At 69.7% G+C, this 13,537-nt stretch carries 18 protein-coding genes; 9 read left to right on the top strand and 9 right to left on the bottom strand.

The genetic code is table 11. The annotated features are described in order from the left end of the window. Positions 1–65: 65 nt before the first annotated feature. Positions 66–509, top strand: a complete 444-nt coding sequence (locus ACS5Q7_RS16430; RefSeq protein WP_478340370.1) for a VOC family protein — start codon at positions 66–68, stop codon at positions 507–509. Positions 510–526: 17 nt separating this feature from the next. On the opposite strand, the gene ACS5Q7_RS16425 is transcribed toward ACS5Q7_RS16430, so the two are convergent. Beyond that, entirely contained in the window at positions 527–970 is a 444-nt protein-coding gene (locus ACS5Q7_RS16425; protein WP_478340369.1) for a cyclic nucleotide-binding domain-containing protein, read from the bottom strand. A gap of 99 nt (positions 971–1,069) precedes the next feature. Between ACS5Q7_RS16425 and ACS5Q7_RS16420 the strand changes: the two genes are divergently transcribed. Further along, positions 1,070–1,840: a thioredoxin domain-containing protein gene (locus ACS5Q7_RS16420; RefSeq protein WP_478340368.1), complete on the top strand. Its 771-nt coding sequence runs from the start codon at positions 1,070–1,072 to the stop codon at positions 1,838–1,840. 6 nt (positions 1,841–1,846) lie between these two features. Here ACS5Q7_RS16420 and ACS5Q7_RS16415 read toward each other — a convergent pair whose 3' ends face one another. Further along, positions 1,847–2,044 (bottom strand): hypothetical protein, encoded by a 198-nt coding sequence (locus tag ACS5Q7_RS16415; RefSeq protein ID WP_478340367.1) that lies wholly within the window; start codon positions 2,042–2,044, stop codon positions 1,847–1,849. A gap of 189 nt (positions 2,045–2,233) precedes the next feature. Between ACS5Q7_RS16415 and ACS5Q7_RS16410 the strand changes: the two genes are divergently transcribed. Further along, complete coding sequence (locus ACS5Q7_RS16410; protein ID WP_238248473.1) at positions 2,234–2,422, top strand: con-10 family general stress protein; 189 nt, start codon at positions 2,234–2,236, stop codon at positions 2,420–2,422. 129 nt (positions 2,423–2,551) lie between these two features. Here ACS5Q7_RS16410 and ACS5Q7_RS16405 read toward each other — a convergent pair whose 3' ends face one another. Together ACS5Q7_RS16405 and ACS5Q7_RS16400 are read right to left on the bottom strand one after the other, a co-directional pair. Continuing rightward, positions 2,552–2,911 (bottom strand): hypothetical protein, encoded by a 360-nt coding sequence (locus ACS5Q7_RS16405; RefSeq protein WP_478340366.1) that lies wholly within the window; start codon positions 2,909–2,911, stop codon positions 2,552–2,554. A 386-nt stretch (positions 2,912–3,297) separates the two neighbouring features. Then, positions 3,298–4,101: a response regulator gene (locus tag ACS5Q7_RS16400; RefSeq protein ID WP_478340365.1), complete on the bottom strand. Its 804-nt coding sequence runs from the start codon at positions 4,099–4,101 to the stop codon at positions 3,298–3,300. A gap of 315 nt (positions 4,102–4,416) precedes the next feature. Here ACS5Q7_RS16400 and ACS5Q7_RS16395 point away from each other — a divergent pair, with 315 nt between their 5' ends. Beyond that, positions 4,417–4,626 carry a NepR family anti-sigma factor gene (locus ACS5Q7_RS16395; protein WP_478340364.1) on the top strand — a complete coding sequence of 70 codons (210 nt, stop codon included), beginning with the start codon at positions 4,417–4,419 and terminating at the stop codon, positions 4,624–4,626. Positions 4,627–4,708: 82 nt separating this feature from the next. Here ACS5Q7_RS16395 and ACS5Q7_RS16390 read toward each other — a convergent pair whose 3' ends face one another. Then, positions 4,709–4,885 carry a DUF1328 domain-containing protein gene (locus ACS5Q7_RS16390; protein WP_007568853.1) on the bottom strand — a complete coding sequence of 59 codons (177 nt, stop codon included), beginning with the start codon at positions 4,883–4,885 and terminating at the stop codon, positions 4,709–4,711. 192 nt (positions 4,886–5,077) lie between these two features. Between ACS5Q7_RS16390 and ACS5Q7_RS16385 the strand changes: the two genes are divergently transcribed. The 3 genes from ACS5Q7_RS16385 (at position 5,078) to ACS5Q7_RS16375 (ending at position 7,457) form a co-directional block, all read left to right on the top strand. After that, positions 5,078–5,269: a hypothetical protein gene (locus ACS5Q7_RS16385; RefSeq protein WP_478340363.1), complete on the top strand. Its 192-nt coding sequence runs from the start codon at positions 5,078–5,080 to the stop codon at positions 5,267–5,269. A gap of 286 nt (positions 5,270–5,555) precedes the next feature. Further along, positions 5,556–6,467, top strand: a complete 912-nt coding sequence (locus ACS5Q7_RS16380) for a DUF2865 domain-containing protein (RefSeq protein WP_478340362.1) — start codon at positions 5,556–5,558, stop codon at positions 6,465–6,467. Between the two features lie 42 nt (positions 6,468–6,509). After that, positions 6,510–7,457: an MBL fold metallo-hydrolase gene (locus ACS5Q7_RS16375; protein WP_478340361.1), complete on the top strand. Its 948-nt coding sequence runs from the start codon at positions 6,510–6,512 to the stop codon at positions 7,455–7,457. On the opposite strand, the gene ACS5Q7_RS16370 is transcribed toward ACS5Q7_RS16375, so the two are convergent. Together ACS5Q7_RS16370 and ACS5Q7_RS16365 are read right to left on the bottom strand one after the other, a co-directional pair. Further along, the gene (locus tag ACS5Q7_RS16370) at positions 7,415–8,194 is read right to left on the bottom strand and encodes a DUF1499 domain-containing protein (RefSeq protein WP_478340360.1); all 780 of its coding nucleotides are present in this window, start codon (positions 8,192–8,194) and stop codon (positions 7,415–7,417) included. The genes ACS5Q7_RS16375 and ACS5Q7_RS16370 overlap by 43 nt on opposite strands. Positions 8,195–8,235: 41 nt before the next feature. Then, on the bottom strand, positions 8,236–10,059 hold the full coding sequence (locus ACS5Q7_RS16365; protein ID WP_478340359.1) for an AsmA family protein: 1,824 nt from the start codon (positions 10,057–10,059) through the stop codon (positions 8,236–8,238). A 264-nt stretch (positions 10,060–10,323) separates the two neighbouring features. On the opposite strand from ACS5Q7_RS16365, the gene ACS5Q7_RS16360 reads away from it, so the two are divergent. Together ACS5Q7_RS16360 and ACS5Q7_RS16355 are read left to right on the top strand one after the other, a co-directional pair. Then, on the top strand, positions 10,324–11,064 hold the full coding sequence (locus ACS5Q7_RS16360) for a CoA transferase subunit A (protein WP_478340358.1): 741 nt from the start codon (positions 10,324–10,326) through the stop codon (positions 11,062–11,064). Positions 11,065–11,084: 20 nt separating this feature from the next. Beyond that, positions 11,085–11,744: a 3-oxoacid CoA-transferase subunit B gene (locus tag ACS5Q7_RS16355; protein ID WP_478340357.1), complete on the top strand. Its 660-nt coding sequence runs from the start codon at positions 11,085–11,087 to the stop codon at positions 11,742–11,744. Positions 11,745–12,016: 272 nt separating this feature from the next. On the opposite strand, the gene ACS5Q7_RS16350 is transcribed toward ACS5Q7_RS16355, so the two are convergent. Further along, a complete protein-coding gene (locus ACS5Q7_RS16350) occupies positions 12,017–12,700 on the bottom strand; it encodes a metal ABC transporter permease (protein ID WP_478340356.1) in 684 nt (227 codons plus the stop codon). 50 nt (positions 12,701–12,750) lie between these two features. Then, complete coding sequence (locus tag ACS5Q7_RS16345) at positions 12,751–13,455, bottom strand: metal ABC transporter permease (RefSeq protein WP_478340355.1); 705 nt, start codon at positions 13,453–13,455, stop codon at positions 12,751–12,753. Between the last annotated feature and the right edge of the window lie 82 nt (positions 13,456–13,537).

Raw genomic sequence — 13,537 nt, 5'->3', positions numbered from 1 at the left:
GCGCCGATGTAGCTTTTGCGCCGCATCCAGTGCCCTAGATCGATGGGGCCCGCAGGAGGCCCCCCATGCCCGAGACGCAAACCCAAACCGCCGAGATGGCCGAGGCGCCGGTGGTGGACCTCCGCCCGGCGATCCACCTCGACCATTGCGTCATCCATGTCAGCGATTGGGATCGCTCGAACGCCTTCTACCGGGATGTGGTCGGCGCCGAGGTGATCGCGCGCGGCCCCGGCTTCGCCTACCGCTTCGGTGGCGTGCAGCTGAATTGCCACGGGCCGGGCGTGACGCCGGAGCCGGTGGCGGCCCAGCCCGTCCTGCCCGGCAACAGCGACCTGTGCTTCCGCTGGTCGGGCAGCGTCGAGGAGGCCATCGCCCATCTCAAGGCGGCGGGCGTGCCGGTGGAACTCGGCCCGGTGGAGCGCCACGGCGCGGCGGGAGCCGGCCAGAGCGTCTATTTCCGCGATCCCGATGGATCGCTCCTCGAATTCATCACCTACCCGACGTCATGAGGGCGCGCGGGGAAGGCTCAGCCCCGGCTTTCCGCGAGCGCCTGGTTCGTCTGTTCGAGGCGCGTCGCCAGGACGCGCATCAGCGCGATGCTGATCTGGGGGAATTGCGCGAGCAGTTCGAGGAACACCCCCCGGTCGATGCGCAGCGCGGTGACGGCGGTTTCAGCCGTGACCGTGGCGGAGCGCGGTTGATCGGCCAGGATGCCCATTTCGCCGACCAGGGCATCGGCACCGAGGAGCGCGAGGCGCACCGGCCCGACCGGTCCGTCGATGCTCACTTCCGCGCTGCCTTCCAGGATGACGTAGGCGGCGTCCGACACGTCGCCCCGCGCGAAGAAACGCTGGCCGGGCTCGAAATGCACCCGCTCGCTGGTGAAGGCGAGGAGCTTGAGGCGCGCCGGCTCCACCTCCCGGAACAGCGGGACTTGGCGGAGGGATGTAACCTCGGTGTCGAGGGTCATGCGAAGCTCCGCGACCGGGAGGACAACCGGATGATGCGTCTTCGCCCGGCGGACTTATCCATGCGGCTTGTCCGGTCTTTGTCCAGCCCCGCGCGGAGGTTGACCCTCGCGAGCCTCCTGTGTCTCGCCTCCGCCGGGCTCGCCGAGGCGCGCTTGGCCCGGGTCGAACTCGACGCGGTGGCCGTGGCGCCGAAACCCGGCGCGCGGGCTCCCCTCGACCTCCCCGTCACCGATACGCTCACCGGCCGAACCACGCGCCTCGGCGCCTTGATTGACGGGCATCCGGTCCTGCTCCTGCCCGTGGACTATACCTGCGGCAATGTGTGCGACCCGATGATCGGGCTCTCCGGCGATGCCCTCGACAAGACGGGGCTCGATCCGACGGACCGGCGCCTCGTCCTCGTCGGCATCGACCCGAAGGACGACGCGGCGACGGCCAGAGCCAGGGTCGCCGCGATCTGGGGCGACCGGCCGGGGCATCCCGTCGCGCTGGTGGCGGATGCGGGTGGCATCGCCCGGCTCACCGGGGATCTCGGCTATCGCTACGCCTACGACGAAGCCAGCGACAGCTTCGCCCATCCCGCCGCCGCCCTGCTCCTGACGGGAGACGGACGGCTCGCCCGGGTGCTTTCCCCCCTCGCCCTCGACGGGAAGGACCTTCGCCTCGCCCTGACCGAGGCCGGCGAGGGACAGGTCGGCGCCCTTTCCGACCGCCTCGCCCTGCTCTGCTACGGCTACGATGCGGCAAAAGGCGTCTACACGCCCTTGATCGGGCGGATCCTGACGGTGGCGGCCGCCGCGACGGTCCTGGCCATCGCGGGGCTGATCCTCGTCCTCATCCGCGTGCGCCGCCGGCAGGAAGCCGCCTGACGCGCATCAACGCTTGGTGGCAAGGCCCTCCTTGTGCGCGTCGGGGGCGTCGCGCTTGGCGCTGGCGTTGGGCTGAGGCGAGTCGACCGGGTCGTCATGGGTGGTCGGCCGGGCCGCATCCTCCGGTGCCGGCATCGGCGGCAAGGGCGTCTCGTTGGGAGCGACTGTCTTGGCGTCGCCGTTCACCATGTTGCGATTGGTCATCCGCTGAAATCCTGCACTGCAACAAACGGCCAAACCGTGCTGGCCGCGATGTAGTCGCCAACGTTTTTGCGAGCGCGGGGGTTGCTGCCAAGCTCAGGTGCGGTTTCCGGCCCAGCTCGCAGGCCTAGCAGGAACCTTGGTTATTGCTGAAGGTTGATGCCGAGTGCAGCGAAGCCTGAGGAGGAACTGATGGCATCCGGAAACTCGACCTCGAAGCGGGGCTTTGCCTCGATGAACATCGAGCGTCAGCGCGAAATCGCGAGCAAGGGCGGCCGCAGCGTGCCGGCCGAGAAGCGCTCGTTCTCGCAGGACCGTGAACTGGCGTCGTCCGCTGGTCGCAAGGGCGGTCAATCGACCGGGACCGGCCGCGGCGAGTGATGTGTGAGGTTTAAGTCGCGTACGGCGCCGCGTCCCCCCGGACCGGCGCCGTTTTCATGAGCGCCGTCTTGAGACGGCAACAAAAAGCCCCGCACGAAGCGGGGCTTTTTTGTTGCTGGGTGGGCGGCGTCAGGAGATGCAGCGACCAGGAACCATCCGCCGCGCCTCGGGGCTCACCAGCGAGCTCAGCGGCGCCTCGCAGCCCTCGCGCTGGTAGCGGCGGACGGGCTTCACCGGCATCGGGCCGGTCGGGATCTCCATTTCGCTCGCCATCGGGCCGCGCGACCCCTTGTCGATGCCGGCGACACGGGTCGGGCTCAAGGCGATGGAGACGGGGCGCATGCCCGGGAGGGCGATCGGCGCGCTCGGCGCCGCGACCGGCATGAGGGGCGCCCAATGATCGGCGGTGTCCCTAACCACCGGCTGGGCAAGCACGGTGAGAAGAGCAGCAGGGGCACCGATTCCGAGGATGACACCAGACCGCCGCATCGCCGTGACCTCACGAAGAGCTTGACAGGATGTTCCGATAACGCCGACTGCGATCTTCGGTTCCTCCACTGTCACGCTTCTTTAATGAATCAGTATTCGCACTGCGCGGCGGCGTGCGTGCGGCGCCGCACGCCCGTTATCCACACCCCCTGCCTGTGACACGAAAAACACGGCCACCACTAAAAATAGCGGAACCGGGGTGCCCTGGCGCCGTTTCCTTTTCACCCGGCCACTTGGTCCTCCCCGCATTCCCCTTGTGCATCGGCCGGAACCTCTTTGACGGGCTGGAGCATGGCTCCGGCCCGTTTCTTTATGCGCGGACACGAAAAAGCCCCGGCCAGGACCGGGGCTCTTGTCGAACGTGTAAGGACCAGTCGCCAGATCGCTTACGCGGATTTGGCCTCGCGGCGCCGCGCCGTCTGCTGGAAGAACAGCGCCTGGCTGATGACGGCCGAGACGTTGGCAGGCTGGAACGGCTTGGCGATGAGGAAGGCCGGCTCCGGCCGCTCACCCGTGAGGAACCGCTCGGGATAGGCGGTGATGAAGATCACCGGCACCTCGAAGGTCTTCAGCAGGTCGTTGACCGCGTCGAGACCGGACGAACCGTCGGCCAGCTGGATATCGGCCAGGATCAGGCCCGGACGGTTCTCGCTGCCGGCGATCTTCACCGCCTCGGTGCGCGTCCGTGCGACGCCGATGACGTTGTGGCCCAGGCCCTCGACCAGCGCTTCGAGATCCATCGCGATGAGCGGCTCGTCCTCGATGATGAGGATGCCGGTCGCCATGTCGGCGGCGAGCTCGCGCCCGGCCTCGTCCACGAGGTCGCGGACCTCGGCGACGTCCACGCCCAGAATGGTCGCGGCATCCTCTTCCGAGAAGCCTTCGAGGCAGGAGAGCAGGAAGGCCTGCCGGGGCAGCGGGGTGATCTGGCCGAGACGAACCTCCGCCGGGAGATCGTGCTGGACCTGCTCGCTGCGGCCGTTCACCGAGAGCGAGTTCCAGATCCGCGTGAACACGCGGAACAGGTCCGCCTTGATGTTCGTGCTACGCCCGAGCGTATCGGGCTCGTTGACCAGGGTCTCGAGGGTCGCCGCCACGTAGGCATCACCCGCCACTTGGCTGCCGGTCAGCGCACGCGCGTAGCGGCGCAGGTACGGCAGATGCTGCACCACCAGTTGCGATGTCGACATTCGTTCTACCTGTGCCTCGCCTTTGACCTCGGACACCGCCCCGCCGGAATGACGGAAAAGGTGCCCGGACCGTGGCTATTTGGATCCTTGGCCTCCCGCCCAACGCGGGGACCGCAGCTCCGTTCCGCAAAAGCGGAACCGAAATGCGGAGCGGACGTTGCCGCCGAAGCCATGACGTAACTTGAGCCGCAGCACAATGTGGCCTTGTGAGTGCACGCAACAAGGGGCGCTTGGATGACGGTGGAGAGATCTGGAGAGGATCTCCGGAGCGAGAAGTCCGTTGCCCGAGCCAATGCCGAGACGGCTGAAGGTGACATGTTGGCCGAACGACCCGAGAGTGACGACGCCCACGACGAGACCGTGGCGGCGGGACCCCGCAAGGCGGCGACCCTGACGCCGCAGATACGTGACCGCATCGCGCTGCAATTGCGCTCGATGTACGACACGGTCGCCAACCAGCCGGTGCCTGATCGCTTCGCCGAACTGATCGCCCGGCTCGATGCCAACGACCGCGATCCGGTCTGACCTGTCTTTTCCGATATCCTGAAACGAAGAGGGCCGCCCATGTCCTGGGCGGCCCCTGTCGTGTCAAATCAGGCGACCCCGGTCAGAGGGTCGGCGAACGGCCGCGCATCAGGCCGACGACCGCCGAAATGGCGAAGAGGACGATCGCGACGAAGAACACCAGCTTCGCGGCTTCCATCGCGGTGCCGGCAATACCGCCGAAACCGAGCAGAGCGGCGACGAGTGCGACGACGAGGAAAGTGACGGCCCAACCCAGCATCTCGAAGATCCTTCTATAGCTCCGGCACGTCCGACGGTCCGTGCTGTGATTGCCTTGAAAACGCCAAGTTTCAGCTCCGGTTCCCATCCTAGGAGCCATTGTGTCGCGACTCTTCGTGTAGGGGTTCGGGAGGAACGGTCGGCAGCGGCCTGCGTTCGTGGAATGGTCGGGGACGTCTTCGCGAGGTGAGCGATGCCGGGTTTCGGGTTCAGGACTGCACGCAAGACGCGCCGCTCGGGCATCGGCGCCATTCCGGCCCGGCTGTCGGAGTTCGGGAAGGCGATGTCCGATCTCGCCGCCAGCATCGTCCGCGGCCTCGCCCCGGCGCCCGTGCTTCAACCGATTCCGGTCCGCGTGCGCGACCGTCGGCGGCACGGGGGCTGAAGCGGACTCGTGCTACGAAGATTGTCTTTGTGATTTGTCCGACAGTCGAAATCGGTCATGTCAGCGCGAGGCGTGACGCTTAGACGATACAAATTCGCTGAAGTTGCATTAATCAGTTGTTTACCGGTGTTGCCCGGCGCCGCTCCGCGCGCCTAATTCGCGCTTTGCGGGAAATCGGGCGCACCGGGGGCGAATCGTGCTGCAGGTGTTGCGACAAGTCTTGGGAGAACGTCGCCTCAACGCGGCGTTCGCCGCCGCCTTCGATTCGGGCGGAAGCCGCCGACAGATGATCGGCACTCTGCTGGCCGGGCTCATCCTCGGTCTCGGCTCGGTGTCCGTGGGTAGCACCCTCGTCCAGGCTTCGGAGAGGGATGGCATCGCCGGCTTCTTCGAGATGCTGTTCGGCGGCGGGGCGCCACGTCAGGCCGAAGTCCGGCCGCCGCCCCAGCCCACCCGCTACAATTCCCTTCCGCGCCCGAGGCTCGACCGGACGCCGAGGCGCGTGGTCCACACGCCCCGGCCGGAGGCGTTCCGCTACGCGACGGCCGAGCGCCGCCGTCCGGCGAAGCGGGCCGAGGTCGCGGCGCTCTCGCCGGGCCGGAGCGGTGACACCACGGTCTGCGTGCGCCGCTGCGACGGCTACCTGTTCCCCCTGGGCGCGCTGCGCGACACCGCCGACCTGCCCCTCCACCGTAACGCCTGCGCCGCCGCCTGCCCGAACGCGGCGACGGAGGTCTTCACCCTCGCGGCCGGCGAAACGGAACTGGATCACGCCGTCGGCCCGAACGGAATGCCCTATCGGGCTTCGGCGCTGGCCAATGTCTACCGCCAGCGGCGGGTGGCTGATTGCTCGTGCCAGCCCATCGGCGGGGCGGTCCACGCCGCACTGGAAGCGGACACGACGCTGCGACCCGGCGACATCGTCGCCACGGGCTCGAGCGCACAGGTCGTGACCCGTGTCCGCGCCGGCCGGGTCGACCTGCGCGACTATCGCCGCGCGGCCATCGGCAAGGGCGAGGTGCGGGCCATCGAGGCACGGGTCGGCACGATCCGCCGCGAGGCCGCCGCCCGCAGCTTCCGGCAGCAGCTCCGCGCCGCCGAGCGCAGCCCCATCGTGCAGGTGGCGGGCGCGGGCGACATCGCTCTTCCCGCTCGCTCGGGCCCCCGGGTGGTCTCGCCCTCGCCCTACAGCCGCTGAGATCCGGTCTTGCGCGCGCGCGAAATGCGCTAGATGCGGGCCATGGCCGATCCCGACGACACCACGCCCACCCTGAATTCAGCCCTGCCGGAGCCGGGGCATCTCGAAGAGGTCGCGCCGATGATCCGGCGCCGGGTCGCGGGCAATCGCAGCCCGTTCACGGCCACAGGCACCTGCACCTACATCATTGGGCATGGCCGGGTGGCGGTGATCGATCCCGGCCCCGACGACCCCGCCCATCTCGACGCGCTGATCGCCGACCTGTCGGGCGAGACCGTCGAGGCGATCCTCGTCACCCACACCCACAAGGACCATTCCCCCGGCGCCCGCCGCCTGAAGGAAGCGACCGGCGCACCGATCCTCGGCTGCGGCCCTCACCGCGCGGCGCGGCCCCTGGGCGAGGGTGAGATTCCGGCCCTCGACGCCAGCGCCGACCGCGCCTACCGCCCCGACCGTGAAATGCGCGAGGGCGATTCGGCCACCGGTCCGGGCTGGACGCTCACGGCGATCGAAACCCCCGGCCACACGATGAACCACCTCGCCTTCGCCTTCCCGGAGGCCGACGCGCTGTTCTCCGGCGACCATGTGATGGCGTGGTCCACCACGGTGGTCGCCCCGCCGGACGGGCAGATGCGCGCCTATATGGAGTCCCTCGACAAGCTGCGCGGACGCGGTGAAGCGGTCTACTGGCCGGGCCATGGCGGCCCGGTGCGCGAGCCCGCCCGCTTCGTGCGCGGCCTCGCCGGGCATCGCCGCCAGCGGGAGGCCGGGATCCGTGCCCGCCTCGCCGCCGGGGATGAACGCATCGCGGAGATCGTGGCGGCGGTCTACCAGGGGCTCGATCCGCGCCTGCGCGGGGCGGCGGCGCTCTCGGTCTTCGCTCATCTCGAGGATCTGGTGTCGCGCGGGCTCGCGGGGTGCGAGGGCCCGCCCCTGCTGGACAGCCGCTACTTCGTGGCGAGCGCCAGGGTGGACACGTCGTCGAGATAGGCGCGGATGCGGTCGGCATTGCCGCCGAAATCGCGGCTTCCGAGGCGCGAGGCCGAGCGCACGTCGATCCGCGCCCCGTCGGCGCGGGGGCGCACCCGCACAGTCACGTCGTCGGGCAGGTTGAGCACGAGGCCGCGGGCAATGGCGTCGATGCGCCCCTGCCCCATCCGCCCGCCGGGGCGGATCGCCTCCACGATCTGCCACTTGCGCTTCAGGGCCGCCTGCCGGGCGAGCTCGAAGGCTTGGTCGGCGTCGATGTCGAGGGTGAGCGGCGCGACCAGAGGATAGGCCTCGCGCTGAGCCTCCCGCGCGGCGCGGGGCGGCTCGGGCGGGATGCGCCCGTCCCGCGCGGCGAAGGCGACGCGCGAGCGCGAGAAGGCGGGCGGCGAATCCGGATCGGTCGAGATGTCGGACAGGGCGGGCAGACGCGCCCCGCGCAGGCCGGCATAAGCCGGGTAGGCCAGAACCAGCAGGGCCAGGAACAGGCCACCCAGCGCCGCGCCGAGACCCCGCGCGCCCTCGCGCCACACCCGCACGAAGGCGAAGGCCGCCGCCAGGATCGCCAGCACCGCCACCGACAGCCCCGCAGCCAGGGCGACGAGGGCGGCGGACACGTCGGCACGCGGATCGCGCACGACGAGGAGCGCGATGCCCGTCGCGAGGAGCGAGAAGACCGCGAGGTGCCGGGCCAGGGGGCCGGCGCGGGTAACGGGGTCCTCGACGAGCAGGCGGCGCATGGCTTTCCCTTATGCGTCGGCGTCGCGCGCCACCAGTGCGCTCAAGGCGCGTAGGCGCGGATATCGACCGGCAGGCCGAGAGCCGCCGGGACTTGGAGGATGCCGCGCATCCGGGCGAGCGAGGAGTTCTGGCCCGCCGGGTCGTCGGCATCGCCCCGTTGCGCTTCGGTGGTGAGCGCGTCCCATGGCCCGGCGATGGCGATGCGCACCGTGCGGGCGCCGTTCGGCGATTGGCGCGGGGCCAGCAGCGCCATCATGTCGAGGCGCTGGTCCGGCAGCGAGACCTGTCCCCGCAGGGTCGCGGCGACACCCGCGCCGCGCAGGTCCGCCTCGGTGATCTCGCCGATCCCGTCGGTGAAGCGAAGGGCGATCGTGGCCTTCTCGAAGCCCGTACGGCCGTTGCGCCGGGCGAGCGCCCCCGGCGCGAGGCCGCCGTTGCGGTGGATGACATCGGCCAGGTCGAGCCCCGAGAGCGCGCCGCCCTCGATGGAAACGCTGGCCCGGCCGCCGATCCCGCCGATCAGCGCGGCGACGTCCTTCCCGTGGCTTTCGAGGGAGAACTGCCCCTGCAGCGGCCCCGTCACCCAGCGGCTGCCGCCGAGATCGCTCATCAGCCCGCCGAGATCGACCTGATCGAGCCCCCCTTGCGCCTTCATGTCGGTCTCGGCCGGGTTCGCGCCCCTGGTGAGGGTGAGCCGGCCCTTGAGCACCCCATCCCTCAAGCGGGCGCGGTTGACCGCGACCTCGACGGCGGCGTCGCGCACCAGCACGCTGGCGGCGAGATCGCCCAACGTGACAGGCCCGACTTGCCCCTCGGAGGCCGACATGCGCAGGTCGAGATCGCCCCGGCTGAGGGGCGCGAGGGCGACGGGGGCGCTGCCATCCTCGAACAGCTTCACCAGGGCGCCGGCAAGCGGCGCGAGGTCGAGCCGTTCGGCCGCGAGCGTCGCCTGGATGGAGAGGCGCGGCGTCTCGCCACTCCCCAGTGAGACAGCGCCCGCCCCCTCCATGACCGTGCTGCCGGTGCCGATCCGCAGGATCGGCCAGGACACCGCCCGACCCTGCGCCTCGAAGGTGCCTTCCAGGCTGAAGCTGTTCGTCAGCGGGGCGAGCGGCGCGTCGCGGCCGAGCCAGGCCAGGGTCTGCGGCAGGGAGGTCGTCTCGAACCGCGCCCGGCCCGAGAGGGAGGGCGAGCCCGCCGCCTCGGCGGGCAGGAGGGCGAGGCCGTCGAGGGACAGGGCCCCGCCCGGCCATGTCGCCTCCGCGACGAAGGGGCTGCGGTGGCCGTCGATCAGGTCGGACGGCCGCAGGCGCGACAGCGAAAGCCGGGCCGGCACGCCGCGCCATGTCAGGCTCGCCTTGGCCGCGACCGCGCCGCTCCAGAACGGCCACGCGACGTCGAGATCGATGCCGCGCACCTCCTCACCGCCGCCGAGATCGGCCCCGGTGATGGTGACACGCGGTGGGTGCTGCCCGCCACCGACGCCCTCGCGGATGCGCGACACCGGGCTCGTCCAGGCAGCGCGTTCGGCCGCGAGCCGACCGCCCTCGAAGCGCAATCCGCCGATGGGCGAACGGCCGGTGGCGAGGCCGACCGGATCGATGTCGGCGATCAGGCGGTCGCTCTCGATGAGGGTCGGCCCGCTCGCATCGGCGATGCGCACCGCTCCCAGTGAGAGGGCGGGGAACGGCAGCAGCCGGAAGGATGCGGGGCCGGACGCCGTCAGGGTCAGGCCATAGGCGGCCAGCGGCCCGTTCGCGACGGCGACGGCCCGGTCCTTCCCCATCGGCCAGTCGCGCAGGCCGAGCCCGGCGACGGCGAGGGCGCCGATGGCGAGGAAGAGGAACAGGCGGCGCGGCGACATCGGGCTCCGGAAAAACCACGCCGCGACGCGGCCTGCGGGCCGGCGCGGCCCGGCAGGGCTCGTCGAGTGTCCAAGTCCTTAACGGCTTCCGACGCTTTTGTCTGCCCGCGCGATCCCATCCACACGGGGGGCTGTGAGTCGCGTGCATGACGGATCGGCCCCGCTGCCGCTCGGGGCACTGGACCCGGCGCCCGGAATCGGGAAGAGCAGGCCCGGATCATGCTTACCGGCTCAGCAGAGGCCGACGGGAGGAAGGACGGTTCGATGCGGAAGGTCTTTAAGGGTCCGACGGAGGCGCTGGCCGGCCTCCTGCGCGACGACATGATGATCATGTGCGGCGGCTTCGGCCTGTGCGGCATCCCCGACGAGCTGATCGACGCGGTTCAGGCGTCGGGCGTGAAGGGCCTCACCATCGTCTCCAACAACGCCGGCATCGACGGTGTCGGCCTCGGCAAGCTCCTGGAGACCCGGCAAGTCGCCAAGATGATCTCGTCCTACGTCGGCGAGAACAAGGAATTCGCCCGCCAGTATCTCGGCGGCGAACTGGAGATCGAATTCAACCCGCAGGGCACGCTGGCCGAGCGCATCCGGGCCGGCGGCGCGGGCATCCCCGCCTTCTTCACCAAGACCGGCTTCGGCACCAAGGTGGCCGAGGGCAAGGAGACCCGCCAGTTCGACGGCGAGGATTACGTGATGGAGCGCGGCCTCTTCGCCGACCTCGCCATCGTCCACGCCCATACCGGCGACACCGAGGGCAACCTCCGCTACCGGATGACCGCGCGCAACTTCAACCCGATGATGGCGACCGCCGCCAAGGTCACGGTCGCGCAGGTCGAGCACCTCGTGCAGCCGGGCGAGATCGACCCGGACACGATCCACACGCCGGGCATCTTCGTAAAGCGGATCATCGCGGTGAACACCGGCGAGAAGCGCATCGAGCAGCGCACCACCCGCAAGCGCGGCGACGCGACCCCGGCCGCTGCGGCCGGCGGCGGCACGCACTGATCGAGGGAGAGGAGACCACCATGGCCTGGACCCGCGAGCAGATGGCGGCACGCGCCGCCAAGGAACTGGAAGACGGCTTCTACGTGAACCTCGGCATCGGCATCCCGACGCTGGTGTCGAACTACATCCCCGACGGCATGTCGGTGCAGCTGCAATCCGAGAACGGGATGCTCGGCATGGGCCCCTTCCCCTACGAGGGCGAGGAGGACCCGGACCTGATCAACGCCGGCAAGCAGACGATCACCGCCCTGCCGACGACGAGCTACTTCTCCTCCGCCGATTCCTTCGGGATGATCCGGGGCGGGCACATCAACCTGTCGATCCTCGGCGCCATGCAGGTGGCCCAGAACGGCGACCTCGCCAACTGGATGATCCCCGGCAAGATGGTGAAGGGGATGGGCGGCGCCATGGACCTCGTGGCGGGCGTGAAGCGCGTCGTCGTGGTGATGGAGCACGTCGCCAAGAACAAGGACGGCACCGAGAGCCCGAAGCTCCTCAAGGAATGCGACCTGCCGCTCACCGGCACGCACGTGGTCGATCTGGTGATCACCGACCTCGGCGTCTTCACCATCGACAAGAAGGGCGATGGCGGCATGACGCTCATCGAACTCGCCGACGGTGTCAGCGAGGAGGATATCCGCGCCAAGACGGAAGGCGAGTACAAGGTCGGGCTGAAGTAAGCCCTCCGCGATGCCCTCCCCCCTCGGCGGGGGAGGGTGGCCCCCAAAGGGGGTCGGGAGAGGGGAGCGACGGTGCCGGATGCGGCACCGCCCCCCGGATCACCAAACCCCGTCATTGCGAGCGAGAGCGAAGCAATCCAGACGGCACAGTCTCATCCGGACGGGTCGCGCCCTGGATTGCTTCGGCTCCGCCTCGCAATGACGGTCAGGGTGTCTGGGGCCGCCTGGATGCCACAACGGCCCCGCAAGCGGGGAGAGGGGAAACCCTCGCCTTACATCGGCGGGGTCAGGCCGTCCTTGCCGACCGCGACGAGCTTGCCGTCCATCTTGCCGCCGTCCTTGTCGACCACGGCGAACACCTTCGCACCCGGCTTGAGCGCGGTGTTGTCCGCCGGCTCGAAGGCCACGATCGGGGCCGAAGGCGGCACGACGATCTGCTTCGAGCCATCCTTGTCGTAGGTGACCGTAAGCGTCCGCTCACCGCCGGCCGCCGCCTTGTCCGCCTTCACCGTGCCGTTCGTCATGGCGCTCTTCACCTTCGGGCCGGCGGAGGTCTCGGCCTTCACGGTGCCATTGGTCATCGCGCTCTTCACCTTGGCGCCGCCCGTGGCGGTGTGGTCGGTGATCGCGTCCCAGCCGTAATGGCCCTCGGCGGTGCCGCGCATCGAATCGGGGAACAGCACCACCTCCAGCGCCGTCATCGGGTTCTCGCCCTTGGTGGCGGTGCCGATGAACGTGCCTTCCTTGATCTGGTCGAGGCTCGACGGGACCACCGACACGACCTTGGCGCCGGTGAGCGCGATGGTCTCGGTGCCGCCGGACTCGGTCTTGAGGGTGAGCGAGCTGGCATCGGCCTTGTCGATGGTGCCGCGCACGCGCTCCAGGGCGGACGCTCCGGTGATGCCGGCGAGCGTGACGAGGCCGGCGGCGGCCAGGCGAAGGGTAGCAGACGTCATGGGGACTTGGCTCCGATGAGGGGGGACAGGAATTTCGGGGACCGAACCGGTCACATCGGCGGGGTCAGGCCGTCCTTGCCGACGGCCACGCGCGTCGCCGTCAAGCCGCCGTCGTTGCGGGTTGCGACCACGAACACCTTCGCGCCCTTGCTGAGAGCGGTTCGCCCGGCGGGCTCGAAGGTTACGACCGGGGCGGACGAGGGCACGAGGATCGTGCTCGACTGGCCGCTGCCGTAATTGACGGTGAGCGTCTTGGTGCCGTCCTTGCCGGCCTCGGTCTTCACCGTGCCGTTGGTCATGGCGCTCTTGACCTTCGGGTGCGCGGTGCTCCCCGTGGTCTCGGCCTTCACGGTGCCGTTGGTCATGGCGCTCTTCACCTTGGCGCCCCCGGCCCCCGTGGTGTCGGCGATCTCATCCCACGGATATTGCCCCTCGCCCGTGCCGCGCATGGCCTCGGGGAACAGCACGACTTCGAGGGCCGTCATCGGGTTCTCGCCCTTCGTGGCGGTGCCGATGAAGGTGCCTTCCTTGATCTGGTCCAGGCTCGCCGGGATCACCCAGGACACCTTGGCGTCGTCCGCCAGCGCCAAGCGCTCGGTCTTTCCGTCGCGGGTCATCAGGATGAGGGCGTTCGGCTCCACCGACTCGATCGTGCCCCGCAACCGCTCGGGCGGGGCGGCCTGGGCGATGGCCGTCAGGCCAAAGAACCCGGCGACGGCGAAGCCGGCCAACGTTGTCCTCACGAATGACGTCATGAATCATGTCCTGGCTGCGGGACCAGAACATGGGGCGCGCCCGAACGGCGACAAGCTTGCGCACGATTGATGTGTGCGCACC

The sequence above is a fragment of the Methylobacterium sp. Gmos3 genome (assembly GCF_056430985.1).
This window is presented reverse-complemented; position numbering and strand designations above follow the sequence as displayed.

Bases quoted from the DNA above. Each gene is read 5' to 3' on its own strand.
- ACS5Q7_RS16375 (WP_478340361.1), top strand. From the start codon at position 6,510: ATGGCCGATCCCGACGACACCACGCCCACCCTGAATTCAGCCCTGCCG.
- ACS5Q7_RS16395 (WP_478340364.1), top strand. From the start codon at position 4,417: ATGTTGGCCGAACGACCCGAGAGTGACGACGCCCACGACGAGACCGTG.
- ACS5Q7_RS16365 (WP_478340359.1), bottom strand. From the start codon at position 10,059: ATGTCGCCGCGCCGCCTGTTCCTCTTCCTCGCCATCGGCGCCCTCGCC.
- ACS5Q7_RS16425 (WP_478340369.1), bottom strand. From the start codon at position 970: ATGACCCTCGACACCGAGGTTACATCCCTCCGCCAAGTCCCGCTGTTC.
- ACS5Q7_RS16380 (WP_478340362.1), top strand. From the start codon at position 5,556: ATGATCGGCACTCTGCTGGCCGGGCTCATCCTCGGTCTCGGCTCGGTG.
- ACS5Q7_RS16385 (WP_478340363.1), top strand. From the start codon at position 5,078: ATGCCGGGTTTCGGGTTCAGGACTGCACGCAAGACGCGCCGCTCGGGC.
- ACS5Q7_RS16350 (WP_478340356.1), bottom strand. From the start codon at position 12,700: ATGACGTCTGCTACCCTTCGCCTGGCCGCCGCCGGCCTCGTCACGCTC.
- ACS5Q7_RS16415 (WP_478340367.1), bottom strand. From the start codon at position 2,044: ATGACCAATCGCAACATGGTGAACGGCGACGCCAAGACAGTCGCTCCC.
- ACS5Q7_RS16355 (WP_478340357.1), top strand. From the start codon at position 11,085: ATGGCCTGGACCCGCGAGCAGATGGCGGCACGCGCCGCCAAGGAACTG.
- ACS5Q7_RS16345 (WP_478340355.1), bottom strand. From the start codon at position 13,455: ATGACGTCATTCGTGAGGACAACGTTGGCCGGCTTCGCCGTCGCCGGG.
- ACS5Q7_RS16390 (WP_007568853.1), bottom strand. From the start codon at position 4,885: ATGCTGGGTTGGGCCGTCACTTTCCTCGTCGTCGCACTCGTCGCCGCT.
- ACS5Q7_RS16430 (WP_478340370.1), top strand. From the start codon at position 66: ATGCCCGAGACGCAAACCCAAACCGCCGAGATGGCCGAGGCGCCGGTG.
- ACS5Q7_RS16400 (WP_478340365.1), bottom strand. From the start codon at position 4,101: ATGTCGACATCGCAACTGGTGGTGCAGCATCTGCCGTACCTGCGCCGC.
- ACS5Q7_RS16370 (WP_478340360.1), bottom strand. From the start codon at position 8,194: ATGCGCCGCCTGCTCGTCGAGGACCCCGTTACCCGCGCCGGCCCCCTG.
- ACS5Q7_RS16410 (WP_238248473.1), top strand. From the start codon at position 2,234: ATGGCATCCGGAAACTCGACCTCGAAGCGGGGCTTTGCCTCGATGAAC.
- ACS5Q7_RS16360 (WP_478340358.1), top strand. From the start codon at position 10,324: ATGCGGAAGGTCTTTAAGGGTCCGACGGAGGCGCTGGCCGGCCTCCTG.
- ACS5Q7_RS16405 (WP_478340366.1), bottom strand. From the start codon at position 2,911: ATGCGGCGGTCTGGTGTCATCCTCGGAATCGGTGCCCCTGCTGCTCTT.